General features: G+C 61.5%; 14 protein-coding genes. 7 read left to right on the plus strand and 7 right to left on the minus strand.

Features of this window, described 5'->3' with window-relative positions:
- The first annotated feature begins 202 nt into the window (after window positions 1–202).
- From IVB36_RS16880 to IVB36_RS16905, 6 genes are all read left to right on the plus strand, one after another.
- On the plus strand, window positions 203–1,402 hold the full coding sequence (locus IVB36_RS16880; protein WP_247367447.1) for an aminotransferase class V-fold PLP-dependent enzyme: 1,200 nt from the start codon (window positions 203–205) through the stop codon (window positions 1,400–1,402).
- A 27-nt stretch (window positions 1,403–1,429) separates the two neighbouring features.
- Entirely contained in the window at window positions 1,430–2,227 is a 798-nt protein-coding gene (locus IVB36_RS16885) for an enoyl-CoA hydratase/isomerase family protein (RefSeq protein ID WP_247367445.1), read from the plus strand.
- Between the two features lie 106 nt (window positions 2,228–2,333).
- A complete protein-coding gene (locus IVB36_RS16890) occupies window positions 2,334–3,341 on the plus strand; it encodes a tripartite tricarboxylate transporter substrate-binding protein (RefSeq protein WP_247392287.1) in 1,008 nt (335 codons plus the stop codon).
- A 187-nt stretch (window positions 3,342–3,528) separates the two neighbouring features.
- Window positions 3,529–4,071 (plus strand): tripartite tricarboxylate transporter TctB family protein, encoded by a 543-nt coding sequence (locus IVB36_RS16895; protein WP_247392289.1) that lies wholly within the window; start codon window positions 3,529–3,531, stop codon window positions 4,069–4,071.
- 12 nt (window positions 4,072–4,083) lie between these two features.
- Window positions 4,084–5,601 carry a tripartite tricarboxylate transporter permease gene (locus IVB36_RS16900; RefSeq protein WP_247392297.1) on the plus strand — a complete coding sequence of 506 codons (1,518 nt, stop codon included), beginning with the start codon at window positions 4,084–4,086 and terminating at the stop codon, window positions 5,599–5,601.
- A 155-nt stretch (window positions 5,602–5,756) separates the two neighbouring features.
- Window positions 5,757–6,626 carry an outer membrane protein gene (locus IVB36_RS16905; protein WP_247392299.1) on the plus strand — a complete coding sequence of 290 codons (870 nt, stop codon included), beginning with the start codon at window positions 5,757–5,759 and terminating at the stop codon, window positions 6,624–6,626.
- 128 nt (window positions 6,627–6,754) lie between these two features.
- On the opposite strand, the gene IVB36_RS16910 is transcribed toward IVB36_RS16905, so the two are convergent.
- Both IVB36_RS16910 and IVB36_RS16915 read right to left on the minus strand, forming a co-directional pair.
- Window positions 6,755–7,948 carry a CoA transferase gene (locus tag IVB36_RS16910; protein ID WP_247392300.1) on the minus strand — a complete coding sequence of 398 codons (1,194 nt, stop codon included), beginning with the start codon at window positions 7,946–7,948 and terminating at the stop codon, window positions 6,755–6,757.
- Window positions 7,949–8,082: 134 nt separating this feature from the next.
- Window positions 8,083–8,397 (minus strand): hypothetical protein, encoded by a 315-nt coding sequence (locus IVB36_RS16915; protein ID WP_247392309.1) that lies wholly within the window; start codon window positions 8,395–8,397, stop codon window positions 8,083–8,085.
- Window positions 8,398–8,597: 200 nt separating this feature from the next.
- Here IVB36_RS16915 and IVB36_RS16920 point away from each other — a divergent pair, with 200 nt between their 5' ends.
- On the plus strand, window positions 8,598–11,057 hold the full coding sequence (locus IVB36_RS16920; protein WP_247392311.1) for a M10 family metallopeptidase C-terminal domain-containing protein: 2,460 nt from the start codon (window positions 8,598–8,600) through the stop codon (window positions 11,055–11,057).
- Window positions 11,058–11,095: 38 nt separating this feature from the next.
- Here IVB36_RS16920 and IVB36_RS16925 read toward each other — a convergent pair whose 3' ends face one another.
- The 5 genes from IVB36_RS16925 to IVB36_RS16945 all read right to left on the minus strand — a co-directional run bounded on the left by IVB36_RS16925 (window position 11,096) and on the right by IVB36_RS16945 (window position 16,183).
- Complete coding sequence (locus IVB36_RS16925; RefSeq protein ID WP_247392313.1) at window positions 11,096–12,295, minus strand: hypothetical protein; 1,200 nt, start codon at window positions 12,293–12,295, stop codon at window positions 11,096–11,098.
- Entirely contained in the window at window positions 12,276–14,114 is a 1,839-nt protein-coding gene (locus tag IVB36_RS16930) for a carbamoyltransferase (protein ID WP_247392314.1), read from the minus strand. The genes IVB36_RS16925 and IVB36_RS16930 overlap by 20 nt, the downstream gene beginning before the upstream one ends.
- 11 nt (window positions 14,115–14,125) lie before the next feature.
- On the minus strand, window positions 14,126–14,275 hold the full coding sequence (locus IVB36_RS16935; protein ID WP_164938565.1) for a DUF5989 family protein: 150 nt from the start codon (window positions 14,273–14,275) through the stop codon (window positions 14,126–14,128).
- Window positions 14,276–14,284: 9 nt separating this feature from the next.
- Complete coding sequence (locus tag IVB36_RS16940) at window positions 14,285–14,728, minus strand: SxtJ family membrane protein (protein WP_346731052.1); 444 nt, start codon at window positions 14,726–14,728, stop codon at window positions 14,285–14,287.
- A 69-nt stretch (window positions 14,729–14,797) separates the two neighbouring features.
- Window positions 14,798–16,183 carry an MBOAT family O-acyltransferase gene (locus IVB36_RS16945; RefSeq protein ID WP_247392319.1) on the minus strand — a complete coding sequence of 462 codons (1,386 nt, stop codon included), beginning with the start codon at window positions 16,181–16,183 and terminating at the stop codon, window positions 14,798–14,800.
- Window positions 16,184–16,192: the final 9 nt, after the last annotated feature.

A 16,192-nucleotide genomic window follows, 5' to 3' on the forward strand; every position in this document is an offset into this window, starting at 1 on the left:
TGCCTGTTCGCTGCCCCCGTCTTGCCTCCGGTCACGGCCCTTGGCAAGGCGAGCCCTGCTTCTTGTGCATTGACGGACCCCGCCGGGCGAGGGACAAGCCCGGCGAATAGTGATATTCGAGCAGCTCGCTCAGCCTCCTTCAGCCAACGGGCTCGAAGTCGAGCTAGGCTCAAGACAGACTCAAAGACCGGGAAGGACGCCGATGACCGTGCATACTGGAAGGCATTTTCTCCAGATTCCAGGACCGACCAACGTGCCCGACCGGGTGCTGCGGGCGATGGATATGCCGACGCTGGACCATCGCGGTCCGGAGTTCGCAGAGCTCGGTTTCGCCGTCCTCGCCGGCATGCAGCGGGTGTTCCGCACCAAGCAGCCCGTGATCATCTTCCCCTCGTCCGGCACCGGCGCCTGGGAAGCTGCGATGGTCAATGTGCTGGCGCCCGGCGACAAGGTGTTGATGTGCGAGACCGGCCAGTTCGCCGTGCTGTGGCGCGGCATCGCCGACAAGTTCAAGCTCGAGGTCGACTTCATCCCGAGCGACTGGCGCCATGGAGCCGATCTCGCCGAGATCGAAAAGCGCCTTGCCGCCGACAAGCAGCACACCATCAAGGCGGTTTGCGTCGTCCACAACGAGACCTCGACCGGCTGCGTGACGCCGCCCCTGGAGGTGCGCAAGCTGCTCGACCGGGTCAAGCATCCGGCGCTGCTGATGGTCGACACCATCTCCGGCCTCGGTTCAATCGAGTACGATCACGATTCATGGGGCATCGACGTCTCGGTCGCCGGCTCGCAGAAGGGCCTGATGCTGCCACCGGGCCTCGGCTTCAACGCCGTCTCGGAGAAGGCGCTCGCGGTGGCCAAGGCCAATCCCGGCATGCGCTCCTATTGGGACTGGCAGGAGGTCATCGGCTTCAACAAGCTCGGCACCTTCCCCTATACGCCGGCGACCAATTTGCTCTACGGCCTGCGCGAGGCGATCAAGATGCTGGAAGAGGAGGGGCTCGAGAACGTCTGGACCCGCCACAAGCGCCACAGCGCGGCGACCCGTGCCGCGATCAAGGTCTGGGGCCTGGAGACGCAGTGCGCCGATCCTGCCGCGCATTCGCCGGCGCTCACCGGCGTCCGCGTGCCTGATGGCCACGATGCCGACGCCTTCCGCAAGGTGGTGCTGGAAAACTTCGACATGTCGCTCGGCACCGGCTTGAACAAGGTCAAGGGCAAGGTGTTCCGCATCGGCCATATCGGCCATTTCAACGACCTGATGCTGATGGGCACGCTCGCCGGCGTCGAGATGGGCCTCGATCTTGCAAAGATCCCGCACCGCAGCGGCGGCGTGTTGGCGGCCATGGACGTCCTGAAGGGACGCGACGCGGTGCCGATGGCCAAGGCTCAGGTGGCCTGAACTGACTTCGACAAAAGAGGGCGCGCGATGAACGCACCGACGACCGCCAACGAAGAGCTGCTCTACTCCGTCACGGACGGCATCGCGCGGATCACCTTCAACCGCCCGCAGGCGCGCAACGCACTGACGTTCGCCATGTACGAGCGCATGGCGGAGATCTGCCAGGAGATCAACGCCGACCGCTCGATCAAGGCCCTGATCCTGACCGGCGCCGGCGACAAGGCGTTTGCCTCCGGCACCGACATTTCTCAATTCCGTGCGTTCAAGACCGCGCAGGATGCGCTCGACTATGAAGCCCGCATCGACCGCGTGCTCGGCACTCTGGAGCAGTGCCGCGTGCCCGTGATCGCGGCGATCGCGGGGGCATGCACCGGCGGCGGAGCCGGAATTGCGGCTTGCTGCGACTTGCGCATCGGGACTGAAACGACGCGCATCGGGTTTCCGATCGCGCGCACGCTCGGCAACTGCCTGTCGATGTCGAACATCAGCCGCGTCGTCTCGCTGGTCGGCCCCGCCCGCACCAAGGATCTGATCTTCAAGGCGCGCCTCGTCGAGGCATCGGAAGCACTGGCCCTCGGCCTCCTCAACGAGATCGTTCCCGACGTCGAGACGCTGCAGCGCCGCGCCGACGAGACCGCCAGGCTCGTGGCGAGCCACGCCCCGCTGACGCTTGAAGCGACCAAGGAGGCAGTGCGCCGTATCCGCCGCACGCTGTCGCGCGAAGAAGGCGAGGATCTGATCCTCAAGGCCTATATGAGCGAAGATTTCCGCGAGGGAATGGACGCCTTCCTCAACAAGCGCACGCCGAACTGGAAGGGCAAGTAGCGCATCTGCGGCTTGGCTTCGTCAGCCGAAAGTCATAGGCAGCGGGATACCCGCGTGCTTGAACTCGCTCGCATTAGTCCGCACAATGCGTCGAGAAGGAAAGCTAATGATCCAGGGGACGAAACTCGTGCGAATTCTAGTGAAAGCTGTTGGCATCGCAGCAGCGCTATCGTTAAGCACGCCGGCCTTTGCCGGCTGGGAGCCGACCAAGCCGGTCGAGATCGTGGTCGCCGCGGGCGCGGGCGGTGCCTCCGACCAGATGGCGCGGATGATGCAGGCCGCCATCCAGAAGAACAGTCTGATGAAGCAGCCGATCGTGGTCTCGCTCAAGGGCGGGGCTTCCGGCGCGGAAGCACTGATGTACATGAAATCCAGCGAGGGCGATCCCAACAAGGTGCTGATCGCCTATTCGGTGATCTACATGCTGCCACTGTCGGCGAAGATCCCGTTCAACTGGCGTGAGCTGACCCCGGTTTCTGTGATCGCACTCGATCAGTTCGTGCTGTGGGACAACAGCGCGGGTCCCAAGACGGTGAAGGAGTTCGTCGCAGCCGCGAAGGCGGCAGCCGCGCCGTTCAAGATGGGCGGCACCGGCTCCAAGCGTGAGGATCATGTGCTGACCGTGTTCCTCGAGCAGAAGACCGGTGCGAAATTCTCCTATCTGCCCTACAAGTCCGGCGGCGAGGCCGCGACCCAGCTCGTCGGCAACCACACCGAATCCAACGTCAACAATCCATCCGAAAATCTCGAGGTCTGGCGCGCGGGCCAGGTGCGTCCGCTCTGCGTGTTCGACAAAGAACGAATCTCCTACACCAGTAAAGTGACGGAGACGCAGTCCTGGGCCGACATCCCGACCTGCAAGGAAGAGGGCGTCGATGTGCAGTATCTGATGTTGCGCGCGATGTTCCTGCCCGGCAAGGTCACGGCGGAACAGCAGGCCTTCTATGTCGAGCTGTTCCACAAGGTGACGCAGACCGCGGAATACAAGGACTACATGGAAAAGCAGGCGCTGAAGCCGATCTTCCTCACCGGCAAGGACATGGTGCAATTCCTCGAGGAGGACGATGCAGTCAACAAGTCGCTGATGACGGAAGCTGGATTCGTCGCGAAGTAGCGGCCTCTTCTCGCTCGCCCCGTTCTTACGGAGGCGCGACGAGCTTCGCTCGCGCTGGGAGGGTTGGGGTGAGGACTCTCTCCGCGACTCCAACTCTCACCCCCCCCCGTCGAGACTTCCCCTCACCCCGACCTCTCCCCGCAAGCGGGAAGAGGGGGAATTGAACTTACTCCGTCCCAAACGGCTCATGCCCCAGACCGATCTTGAAATCGTCGTCGACGATCCGACCGCGCCCGAAGACGACTCGCCTTCCGTCGTCTCCTCCGGCACGATCGAGATATTCGTCTGTCTCTTGCTGCTCGCGCTCGCCGCGACGCTCGGCTACGACAATTGGCGCACCGGCGCCTCCTGGGATTCGACCGGGCCGGAGCCGGGCTATTTCCCGTTCTACCTCTCCGTCATTCTCAGTGGTGCCAGCCTCTACGGCCTGATCGTGGCGCTGGTCGCGCAACGCGGGGCACCCGAAACCTTCGTCACGCGCGCGCAAGCCCGCCGCGTCATGGCGGTGTTCGTGCCGACGCTGCTGTTCTGCCTGGCGACGCAGTTTTTCGGCCTCTATGTAGCGAGCTTCCTTCTGATCGCGAGCTTCATGCGTCTCGTCGGCAAGATCGCGCTGTGGAAGTCGCTGCTCACCGCTGTCGTATTCACGGCGATCATGTTCGTGACCTTCGACGTCGCCTTCGACGTCATCATGCCGAAAGGGCCGCTCGAAGCGGCCTTCGGCCACTAAGGCGAGCCCGCGATGGAAGCTCTCGGCCTGTTGCTTCACGGCTTTGCGGTCTTGCTGACGTGGAAGACGCTCGTGCTGATGATGGTCGGGCTGGTGCTCGGCATCTTCGTCGGCGTCTTGCCCGGACTAGGCGGACCCAACGGCGTCGCGATCCTGTTGCCGCTCACCTTCACGATGGATCCGACCTCGGCGATCGTGATGCTGTCCTGCATCTATTGGGGCGCGCTGTTCGGCGGCGCGATCACCTCGATCCTGTTCAACATCCCGGGCGAGGCCTGGTCGGTCGCGACCACCTTCGACGGCTATCCGATGGCGCAGCAGGGCAGGGCGGCGGAGGCGCTGACGGCGGCGTTCACTTCCTCCTTCATCGGCTCGCTGGTCGCGGTGCTCCTGATCACCTTCCTCGCCCCGATGATCTCGTCCTTTGCGCTGAAGTTCGGCCCGCCGGAATTTTTCGCGGTGTATCTTTTGACCTTCTGCTCCTTCGTGGGTCTCGGGCGCGAGGCCAAGCACAAGACCGTCATCTCAATGTCGCTGGGGCTGTTGCTCGCCGGCATCGGCATGGACACGGTGTCTGGCAATCTGCGCATGACCTTCGGCTCGTCCGAGTTGCTCCGAGGCATCAACTTCCTCGTCGCCGTCATCGGCCTGTTCGGCATCAGCGAGATCCTGCTGACGATGGAGGAGCGCCTCGCGTTGCGCGGACACGCGGCGAGCATTTCGTTGCGCGTCGTGCTGAGTGTGTGGAAGGACCTGCCGAAATACTGGGTGACGCTGCTGCGCTCATCCTTCATCGGCTGCTGGCTCGGCATCACCCCGGGCGGCGCGATCGCGGCATCCTTCATGGGTTACAATCTCGCTAAGCGTTTCTCCAAGAATCCCGAGAGCTTCGGCAAGGGCCGTATCGAGGGCGTGTTCGCGCCGGAGACGGCGGCGCATGCCTCCGGCACCGCGGCGCTGCTGCCGATGCTGGCGCTCGGCATTCCCGGCTCCGGCACCGCCGCGATCCTGCTCGGCGGGTTGATGGTGTGGGGGCTCAATCCGGGACCGCTGCTGTTCGTCGAGCACAAGGATTTCGTCTGGGGCCTGATCGCCTCGATGTATCTCGGCAATGTCGTCGGCCTCGTGCTGGTGCTGACGACGGTGCCGATCTTCGCCTCGATCCTGCGCGTGCCGTTCGCCGCGGTGGCGCCGATGATCGTGGTGTCATGCGCGATCGGCGCCTATGCGATCCAGAACGCGATGTTCGACATCTGGCTGATGCTGGGCTTTGGCGTCGTCGGCTACGTCTTCAAGAAGATCGGCATTCCGCTCGCGCCGTTCACGCTGGCGCTCGTGCTCGGCAACCGCGCCGAGGATGCCTTCCGCCTGTCGATGATCGGCGCCGGCGGCGACCTCAAGGTGTTTTGGTCGAACGGCCTGGTCGGCTCGATCACGACCTTGGCGATCGTGCTGCTGTTTTGGCCTGTGATCGACGGCTTGCTTGCCCGTGTCGGATTGACGCAGCGGTCCAAGCAGGCGCTCCGCTAGGTAGAATATCCCCTGGATTCAGATACATAGGGGTGATGTCGCTCTAGTCTTGGGCGTTGCACGCCCCGATTGTTTCCGGTTGTGCTGGCGCGGCGACAGCCGTTGGGCGCTCCTCCGCGTATATCTTCATCACAAGTTTGTGCGGAGGAATTGCCATGAAGCGGATTGTGATTGGAATGGCGGCGGCGATGTCGCTGTTCGCGACGGGCGCATTGGCGGCCGATCTGGCCGCAAGGCCCTACGTCAAGGCGCCGGTCATGGTCGATCCGGTCTGGAGCTGGACCGGATTCTACGTCGGCGCCAATGGCGGCTACAGCTGGGGCCGCTCGCGCACCGACGTCTCCTACTTCAACTCGGCAACCGGTGCTGCGATCGCGCCGCCGGCCGGCTCCATCACCAATGCGTCGTTCGACATGAACGGTGGCATCGCCGGTGGCCAGGCTGGCTACAACTGGCAGAGCGCCAATTGGGTCTACGGTATCGAGGGAGACCTGCAATGGTCGGGTGAAAAGGGCAGCGCCGGTTTCAATTGCGCCCCCACCGGACCTGCAGGAGGAGCCTGTCTTCCGGGCCTTACCTTCCTTCCCGCCGGCTCCGCTGCCGGCACCTCGCTGTCGATCAACCAACATCTTCAGTGGTTCGGTACGGTCCGCGGCCGCGTCGGCATCTTGGCGACGCCGAAGGTGCTGTTCTACGGCACCGGTGGTCTGGCCTTTGGAGAGATCAAGACCACCGGCACGATGTCCGGCTTCACGCCCGCGGGTGTGGCGGTCGGCTCGGTCGGCTCGAACTCGACGACGCGTGCCGGCTGGACCGCTGGCGTGGGCGTCGAAGGCAAGATCACCCAGAACTGGAGCGCCAAGCTCGAATATCTCTACATCGACCTCGGACGCTTCGGCTCCGGTCCGTTCACGCTGGCACCGCTCTCCGCGATCAGTGCCAACGTCTCGTCGCGCTTCACCGACCACATCCTGCGCGCCGGCATCAACTACCAGTTCGGTGGCCCGGTGGTCGCCCGGTACTAAACAACAGACGCGTCAACAAGAAGCAAAGCCCGGCTCACGCCGGGCTTTGTCGTTTCCGGCCTGGTTATTCGACCCCGCGTTGCCTGTTCATTGCTCCGCGAGTCGCCGGCCCACCTCTAACGAGGCACTCACACCACTTTGGCGTCCCTGAGCTTGGCGATCTCGTCCGCGCCGAAGCCGAACTCCTTTAGCACTTCGTTGGTCTGCTCGCCGAACTCCGGTGGCCGTGCCACCATCCTGCTCGGCGTGCGGGACAGTGTGACTGGCTGGCCGACCAGGCGGATGTCGCGATCCTCGTCATTCGGCACCTCCTGCGCAATGCCGAGATGCTTGACCTGCTCATCTTCGAACATCTGGTCGATGGCGTAGATCGGCCCGCAGGGCACGCCGGCCTCGTTAAGTTCACGGACCCAGGTCTCGGTGGACTTCGTCACGGTACGCTTCTCGATCTCCGCATTGAGCGCGTCGCGATTCTTGGAGCGGGCCGGGGCGGTCAGATAGTCGGGATGGCTGTAGAGTTCCGGCGCGCCGATCGCCTGCGCGCAGCGCTCCCAGATCCGGCCGCCCGTAGTGGCGATGTTGATGTAGCCGTCCGAGGTCTTGAACACGCCGGTCGGAATGCTGGTCGGGTGGTTGTTGCCAGCCTGCTTTGCCACTTCCTTCTCCATCAGCCAGCGTGCGGCCTGGAAGTCGAGCATGAAGATCTGGGCCTGCAGCAGCGAGGTCTGCACCCACTGGCCCTTGCCCGAGACCTCGCGTTCCAGCAGTGCGGTGAGGATGCCCATGGCACAGAAGAGACCGGCGGTGAGGTCGGCGACCGGAATGCCGACCCGCATCGGCCCTTCGCCCGGCGCGCCGGTGATCGACATCAACCCGCCCATACCTTGCGCGATCTGATCGAAGCCCGGCCGCTTGTGGTAGGGCCCGTCCTGGCCGAAGCCCGAGATGCTGCCGTAGACGATGCGCGGATTGATCCTGGCGAGGCCCTCATAATCGATACCGAGCTTCTTCTTCACGTCGGGGCGGAAATTCTCCACCACGACGTCGGCCTTGGCGGCGAGGCGCTTGAACACGGCGAGCCCGCGCTCGTCTTTCAGGTTCAGCGTCATCGCCCGCTTGTTGCGATGCAAGTTCTGGAAGTCGGAGCCCCGCCGCGGCCCGCCCGGCTGCTCGCCGCCGGCATCCTCGGTGAGCGCGTCGATCTTGATCACGTTGGCGCCCCAGTCCGCGAGCTGCCGCACGCAGGTGGGCCCGGACCTGACGCGGGTCAGATCGAGCACGGTAAAGCGTGACAGGGCTTCCGAGGCATGCGGAAAGGGCATCTTGATGGGCTCCGGGACAGATTGCGGGCCTACCATAGTGCTGAAAGACCATGCAGCAAGACATCACGCGGCAGGTCAGGGCCGCGCGGATGCCGCCTGTCGAAATGCAATGCCTGTGGGGCGCCCGCGAAGGATCAGCGCGCCAGCTGTTTCAGCTCGGCACGCGCCTGCTCGGCCAGGGGGTCATCGCCGTGGCGCGCAATGAACAGCTCGAACGCCTCCCGCGTTCCCTTGCGACGGGCGGATTCGTACTCCTCCGCGACCGCAGCCGAGGGGTCGCGAGCCATTGGAACGGAGGGCGCGCGCCCCGCTGTGCCGCCTTGTTTGCCGCTCTCATCCGCATTGGCTTTTCCGACCATGACTGGCAGTCCTCCGAAGGGTAGATGGCCCGGCCCGGCGAGCGCCATCAGAGCGCCGAACAGGCCGGCCGAGAGGGAACGTCGTTTCATGATTTCACTCGCAACACGGCAGCTGGTCGGAACCGGGGCCCTTGTCCTGGACCGTATCACTACGGGATTTCATGGCTAACACGGCCTTATGGAAGGAGTCCGCACCGGCTCGCCAAAATTAAACCAAACGTTTAGCTCTCAAGCTAGAATCATCTGTCCGCGCCCCGAATCGAACGGGGTTTGCCGCTTCGGAGATCCCCTTGGCTACCGCAGTCAATGTCAGTGCCACCAACAACGCCGAGATCGACGGCCTGCTGTCAGGCTACAAATGGTCCGGCACGATCACCTACAGCTTTCCGGACGCTGCAAGCGACTACGCCAGTCCCTACAGCGGCGGCAGCAGTGAGCCGACGACGTCGGGTTTTGCCTCGGCGCCCAGTCAGATGCAGGCGGCCATCAATTACGCTATCGGACTGATCCTCGGCTACACCAACGCCAACATCCAGTATGCCGGGACGAACGGTGCCGACGTCATGGTCGCGCAGTCGCCGGCGGCCAATCCGACGTCCTACGCCTATTACCCCGGCAACTACGCGTCCGGCGGCGACGTGTGGTTCGGAACCGCCTACAATTATTCGCAGGCTGCGCTCGGCAATTATTATTTCACGACTGCGTTGCACGAGCTCGGCCATGCCTTCGGCCTCAAGCACAGTCAGGAAGCGGGCGGCCCCGCCAATGTCGCGGTGCCGAGCGCGCACGACGACAGCGAATACACCGTCATGAGCTATCGCAGCTATGTCGGCGCTTCGACGACGAGCGGCTACACCAACGAAGCCTATGGATATCCGCAGACCTATATGGCCAACGATATCCTCGCGCTGCAGACGATGTACGGCGCGGACTACACGACCCAGGGCGGGACCACCGTCTATACATGGAGCCCGACCACCGGGCAGGAATTCATCAATGGCGTCGGCCAGCCGGCCGACAATGGGGGTGCCGGTGGCTCGGCCAATCGCATCTACGAGACGATCTGGGATGGTGGCGGCGTCGATACCTACGACCTGTCGAACTACGCGACGAACCTGAGCATCAATCTTAATCCAGGTGCGTCGTCCGTGTTCTCGTCGGTTCAACTCGCCAATCTCGGAAACGGCCATTATGCGTCGGGTAACGTCTACAATTCCTATCTCTACAACAACGACGCGCGTTCCTACATCGACAACGCCATCGGCGGCTCCGGCAACGACACGATCATCGGCAATGTCATCGCCAACGCACTGACAGGCGGTTCCGGCAACGATACGCTGACCGGCGGCGGCGGCAACGACACGATTATCGGCGGCGCGGGCACGGATACGGCGGTGTATTCGGGCGGCGAAGCTAGCTACTCCATCTCCTACGATTTGGCCACGCAGACCTTCACCATTGCCGATCAGCGTTCGGGCTCTCCCGACGGCACCGATACTGTCACGGGAGTGGAAAACTTCCAGTTTGCTGACGGCATATTTGCGAGCGCCGCGCTCACCGCGCCGCCCGTCGTTATCGAGCTCGCGGGCGTTACTAGCTTTGTGCAAATCAGCAATCATTACTTTCTCGATCCAACCGCGGGCGGACCGGGACCCGAGGTGATGCTGAATGGAGCGCCGCTATCGGCGGGTCAATTTTCGGGCTGGTCGCCGGTGGGGGCCGAGAAACTCTCAAGCGGCTACGAACTCGCCATGAAGTCGAGCTCTGGCCAGTTCATCATCTGGACATTGGACGACAATGGCAATTACCTGACAAATGCTGCATCGATCTCAGGCACGAGCACAACGCTTGAGAATTACGAGACGAGCTTCCACCAGGATCTCAATGGCGACGGAGTTATTGGTATTCCGGCGGGTGCTCAGTCCGGCACGACGATCGAATCGTTTGGCGTGACCCGCCTGGTGCAGGTGGGAAGCAACTACTTCCTTAATCCGATATCGGGAGGCTTGGGGCCTGAGGTGATAGTAAATGGCTCGCCGCTGTCGGCGGGGCAATTTTCGGGCTGGTCACCCGTGGGGGCCGAGAAACTCTCAAATGGCTACGAACTCGCCATGAAGTCGACCTCCGGCCAGTTCATCACCTGGACACTAGACGGCAGCGGCAATTACGTGACCAATTCTGCGCCAGTCTCTGGCACAAGCGCAGCCCTCGAGAATTACGAGCCGAGCTTCCAGCAGGACCTGAACGGTGACGGAGTTGTCGGTGTTCCAGCTCAGACCGGCACGACCATCGAAGCTTACGGCGCCACGAGTCTGGTGCAGGTTGGCAGCAACTACTTCCTCAATCCGGTCGCGGGTGGCTCGGGCCCGGAGGTGATGCTCAACGACGCGCCGCTTGCCGCGGGACAGTTTTCGGGGTGGTCCCCAGTCGCTGGTGAAAAGACCTCAAGCGGTTTTATGTTTGCGATGCATACAAGCGCATCCGATCAGTTCATCATCTGGACGCTGGACAGCAACGGCAACTACGTGACCAATACCGCGGCGATGGCAGGCTCGAGCGCGGCGTTGAAGAGCTATGAATCAAACTTCCAGCAGGATCTGAACGGTGACGGGGTGATCTCGCCGGCCTCCTCCGCGCCTGCCGCGGCCAGCGTGGCGCACGACACCTCGGTCCAATACACTTCGGCCCACGACACCGCAGATTTCATACATACCATTCTCGGCCAGCACTCGGGCTTCTTATTGTCGTGATGGCCATGGACGCAAACCGCCGTCGCGAGTAAGCGCAGTCAGTTCCCGGCCAGCGTGCCGGACCGGGAGAGTGCGTCGAACAGGAATTCAGCGATCCGCTGATTTGCCAACTCGTTAGTGTGCGCAAAATCAAGATAGATCGGTTCGGTGACGTCGTTGAGCAGATTAGTTGCGTCAAATGCGACGACACCGGCGGATGTCAGGGATCCGGTGAGCGATTTGAATTCGTCGTGAGCGGCCCGTAGCGCCGGTTCAGTCCCTTCCATCGTGAGAAAGTGGTTCTGAACCAGGGGAAGCTCGACGTGGCGGAGTGGCCGCGTAAACAGGTCGGGCTGCAGGATGTGGATGAAGCTTGCGCCCTTCGAATGGACATAGGCGTTGGTTTCGAGAAGACCTTTGAGCAGCTTCTCCTTCGATTCGGCGGCCAGCGATTTGATTTGATCCGGATGCTTCAGGTGTTCCGGAAGATAATTCGTCGACTTTGCATAGAGCCAGTTAAAGAAACGGCTGTATCTCGCCAGGCGTTCGATGCCGGGTCTGTTGCGGGCAATGAAGTTGTCGAGCTGTTTGCGATTCTCACCGACGATCCATCCGTCGAAATTCGCGTAGAAGACGCCCTGCATCGCATCGCCCGTGCCATCGTAGAACAAGACGATTTCTCGAGGGGCGATCGTCAGGGTCTTCAGGCGCTCCAGCTGTTGGGCCACGTTGACGCCGGATGCGCCAAAATTGAGGACCTGAATTTTTGCGATTCCATGGTCCTTGAGAATGGCCTGGAGCCGGCTTGCGATCGTGAAATCGTCAGGCACCTCGGCGTTGTAGATGGTCGAGCTTCCGATCAGGAGAATTCGGCGCTCGGCCGTCTCGGGAGAGCCAACGGTCCGCCTGATGCCCTCACTTACGTTGAACCAACGGCCGCTGTAGTCGCCGGGATATATGATCCTGGTGCCTTTCGGATTGATCCAATTCTGATGCGAGCGTGACTCCCCGATGAAGTCCTTCGAGAAAAACGGGGAGTTCTTGTAGGCGGGAGGGCGCGAGCCCCGGTAGTCCCACACGCTCGGCGGAACGTACGGAAATATAAGCCGCGCGATGCCTTCGATGCTCAATCCCAAAACCGCGAAGACGACGAGCCATACCGCGAGCAGCCGCGCTCCGGAATACAGTGCGCGTTTGGCGGTGCCGACGACGCTCCGGGTCGCGCCGTCCTTGCCCGCTTCAGTCGAGGTCGAAAGCATGTTCGTAATTCAGCTTGAGGGAGGGGTCCTGATCTTCCTTCTTCAAGAAGGCATTACCGACCACCAGGACCTCGATTTCCGATCCCATGAAGCATCGAAAAGCGTCAGTCGGCGTGCAGACGATCGGCTCACCTCGAACGTTGAAGCTCGTATTCACCAGCATTGGGCAGGCTGTCAAATCCTTGAAGCGGGAGATCAGCGCGTGGTACGGCGCATTGGTTTCGCGATGGACGGTCTGGATGCGTGCGGAATAGTCGACGTGAGTCACCGCCGGAACATCCGATCTCGGCACATTGAGCTTGTCGATGCCGAACAACGAAGCTTCGCTCGGAGTCATTTGCCGCCGGCGCGAATTCACGACGTCGGCGACCAGAAGCATATAGGGCGAGTCGCCATCGAGCTCGAACCAATCGGCCACGTCTTCCCGGAGCACCGACGGAGCAAATGGGCGGAAGCTCTCGCGATACTTCACCTTCAGATTGAGCAATTTCTGCATGGTCGGGGATCGCGGGTCGCCAAGTATCGATCTCGCGCCGAGGGCGCGGGGCCCGAATTCCATCCGGCCCTGCATCCAGCCCACGGCTTTCCCTTCGGCAAGAGCCTCAGCCGTCGCGTTGATGATCTCCTCATCGGTGAGGGATGAGAAGCGGGCCTGGGCACTCTTCAGTTGCTGTTCGATTTCGCCTTGAGTAAACTCCGGCCCAAGATAGGCGCCGCTCATGCCGTCCTGTCCGTTGGGCATGACTCGACGCGGCTGTCCCATGTTCAGGTGATAGGCGGCCAGAGCGGTTCCCACCGCACCGCCGGCATCCCCGGCCGCGGGCTGGATCCAGATGTCTTCGAAAATGCCTTCCTTGAGCAGTTTGCCGTTGGCGACGCAATTGAGCGCAACACCTCCGGCAAGACAGAGATTTTTAGCGCCGGTCTCCGTCCGGATGGACCGCGCGATCTTGAGCACGATGTCCTCAGTGACGGCCTGGATCGATGCCGCCATATCCATGTGAAACTGCGTGAGCAGCTGTTCGGCCGTTCTTGCCGGCTGACCGAATTGATCGGCAAAGCGATCATTCGTCATCGTGAGCCCGGTGCAATAGTCGAAGTACTTCTGATCGAGCCAGAAGCTGCCATCCCGCTTAACATCGACGATGCGATCGAGGATCTGCTGCGCGTATTTCGGAACGCCGTAGGGCGCAAGGCCCATGACCTTGTACTCGCCAGAGTTGACCTTGAAGCCGAGATAGTAGGTAAAGGCCGAATAGAGCAGGCCGAGTGAATGCGGAAAGTGCAGCTCTTTCTGGATGGAAAGATCGTTCCCGCTGCCGATCGCCAGAGAGGACGTTGTCCACTCCCCGACGCCGTCCATGGTCAGCACTGCGGCATCGACGAAAGGAGATGGAAAGAAGGCGGACGCGGCGTGGGCGAAATGATGCTCGGAAAAGAGCAGCTTTTTCGGGTCGATGTCCGCATCGGCTATTTTCTTGAACTCGCGGAGAAGAAGGTCCTTCTGAAAAAGCTTTTCACGGAGCCACAGCGGTATGGCTTTTCGAAAGGACGAAAAGCCAGTCGGTGCAAATGAGAGGTAGGTCTCGAGCAGTCGCTCGAATTTCAAAAACGGCTTGTCGTAGAAGGAGATTGCGTCGAGCTCACCCAGCGAGCAGCCGGCGTACCGCAGGCAGTAGTCGATCGCATTCGTAGGAAAAGAAGGGTCGTGCTTGCGCCGTGTAAAGCGCTCCTCTTGGGCCGCCGCAACGATGCGTCCATCCTCGACCAGTGCCGCGGCGCTGTCGTGATAGTAAGCAGATATGCCGAGAATCCGCATCGAGGAGGCGACTAGAACAGGGCGTAAATGAACGGCGCGACGGCGCTCGTCTGACTGAGCACGATCAATCCGCCCAGCAGCGCCATCATCACCAGAACGGGGAGAAGCCAAAACTTCTTGCGCACGCGCAAGAATGCCCAAAACTCAGCGAGAAACGACAAGATGATCTCCTAGAACTGATGATGCATGCTCGCAGCGTCCGGCCCAGGAGGCTGGCGCGCTATCCAGTAGGAGGATTTGCCGGGGTCCTTCTTGACGTGAAGGAAGTCCTTGCCGCACGCGCGAGCCAGAAAACCGATCGGTGCGATGACGAGAAAGAACAAGATGCCGAGCGCGACTGGCGCGACGATCAGCGACAACAGGTGACCGAACTTCATCCACAGCCTGTTGAACGGGCTGAGCCAAGCGGCATTCCGGACGCCGGCGATACCAAAACCCACCGCAAGCACAGCTACGAACATCCAGGCCATCTTGCCCTGATAGGCCAGATGCCCGGCCCAGGCGGCAAAAACGGCAGCGAACACAAGCCCGAAGGATCGATTCGATGGAGTTCCGACCGAAAGACTGCGCGCGCCGAATTCGTGGTGATTGCCGTTCGTCATTTGACCCAGCATGTTCGAGACAATGCAGGCCCTAGATACAGGCGTTTCACGTTGGTGGCAAACGGGAAGCAAATCAACGGCTTAGAAGTCGAAATAGATGAATTTGGCCGAGCTGCCCTGGCTGAGCGCAATGGCCAGTGTGGCGAGCACCAGGAACAGGGCCCACACAATGGATTTTGGAGCGGTCTTCAGAGATAGCCGAATTCTCGCATGGCTATCAAAGCGATGCGCGGCAAGGAACACAAGGATCAGGGCAATCGGATAAGCGTGCTCCGACAGGAAGGCCAAAGGGTCTGGCGAAGCTCCCGTGAAAGGTCCTGCGAGGATTTCCTTGGCCGATCCAAGGTTGGGAGATCGAAAGTAGATCCAAGCGATCGTCACGAAGTTGAACGTGACGAGGATGCCGAGCCAACGAGGCAGCTTCAACGTGGGCCAATAGCGATTGCGCAAATGGTTTGCCGCAAGTCCGCAGCCGTGCAGACCTCCCCAGATGACGAACGTCCAGTTGGCGCCGTGCCAGAGGCCACCCAGGAGCATGGTGATCATGAGGTTGACGATCTGGCGGGCAAATCCGAGCCGGTTGCCGCCGAGCGGGACGTAGAGATAGTCGCGCAGCCAGAACGACAGGGTGATGTGCCACCGGCGCCAGAACTCGACAATCGATCCCGAACTGTAGGGAGATCGGAAGTTCTGCGGCAGGCGAATGCACAGCAGGTAGGCGAGGCCAATCGCCATGTCGGTATAGCCGCTGAAATCGCAGTAGATCTGAATCGAGAAGCCGTAGATCGCGAGCAGATAGTCAAAGCTGCCGTGAGGGCCGGGCGCGTAGACCTCGTCGACATAGGGCGCGATCGCGTCCGCGAAGATCAGCTTTTTGCAGAGGCCCAGCACGAACAGGGCTGCCCCGAGCGTGAAGCGTGCGTCGAACGCCCGCCTCACCTTCGAGAGTTGAGGCAGAAACTCGTTCGGTCGAAGAATCGGCCCGGCGATCAAATGAGGAAAGAACAATACGTAGCCGAGGATCTCGGCGAAGTTGCGGACGGCAGGGAAGCGGCCCCGGTAAGTGTCGACCACGTAAGCCGTGAGAGTGAAGGTGACGAACGACACTCCGAGAGGAAGTGCAAAGCGAAATTTGTCGTCAGAGCCATGCGCGAAGGCCCCGAATACATCGTAGACGAGGAAGTGCGTGTATTTGAACGCAATGAGCGGAGCGAAAAGCAGAATCAAGGTGCCGACGAGGCGCCGCTTTCGAATCTCGGGTGCCTTCGCCCGCTCGAGGGACAACACGCCGCCCCATGCGATCGCGCTGAGCAGGTAAGGCAGCCAGATATATTCGACCTTCCACCAGCCGTAGAAGATCGTGCTCCCGACGATCAGGAGGTAGAGACGATAGCGTGGCGGCGTCGCAAGATGAGCGACGAAATACAAAGCGAAGAAGACGCCGAAAACGGGATCGGAGAACAGCATCTCGTTTCG

The organism is Bradyrhizobium sp. 35, from assembly GCF_023073215.1.
Taxonomy (GTDB): Bacteria; Pseudomonadota; Alphaproteobacteria; order Rhizobiales; family Xanthobacteraceae; genus Bradyrhizobium; species Bradyrhizobium canariense_D.